The sequence below is a fragment of the Streptococcus sp. GMD1S genome (assembly GCF_000296875.1).
Classification (GTDB): Bacteria; Bacillota; Bacilli; order Lactobacillales; family Streptococcaceae; genus Streptococcus.
Genome location: NZ_AJQY01000423.1, coordinates 1 through 588, shown reverse-complemented (window position 1 = coordinate 588; position 588 = coordinate 1). Strand labels below are relative to the sequence as shown.

Below are 588 nucleotides of genomic sequence, written 5' to 3'. Positions count from 1 at the left end.
CTAGCCATGCTCCAAATTCATCTCCTCATGGCCCTCTTGGTCTTGCTGTTGACGCCCCTGTCCATGGTGATTTCACGCTTTATTGCCAAGAGATCTTATCACCTCTTCCAGAAGCAAACGGAGACGAGAGGAATTCAGACTCAGTTGATTGAAGAGTCTCTTAGCCAGCAAACTATTATCCAGTCCTTCAATGCTCAAACAGAGTTTATCCAAAGACTGCATGTGGCTAATGCCAACTATGCAGGCTATTCTCAGTCAGCCATCTTTTATTCATCAACGGTTAATCCTTCAACTCGCTTTGTCAACGCACTCATTTATGCTCTTCTTGCTGGAGTAGGAGCTTATCGAATCATGATGGGGTCCACCTTGACCATCGGACGTTTAGTGACTTTTTTGAATTACGTCCAACAGTACACCAAGCCCTTTAATGATATTTCTTCTGTTTTAGCTGAGTTGCAAAGTGCTTTAGCTTGTGCAGAGCGTGTCTATGCTGTCTTAGAAAGTCCTGAGGTTGTTGAAACAGGTAAGGAAATCTTGACCAGTGACCAAGTTAAGGGAGCCATTTCCTTTAAGCATGTTTCTTTTGGA

The 588-nt window shown here is 43.5% G+C and carries 1 protein-coding gene; it reads left to right on the top strand.

Going from position 1 to position 588, the window contains the following annotated elements:
- On the top strand, nucleotides 1-588 hold a 588-nt coding region (locus tag GMD1S_RS10770), incomplete at both ends, for an ABC transporter transmembrane domain-containing protein (RefSeq protein ID WP_000631040.1).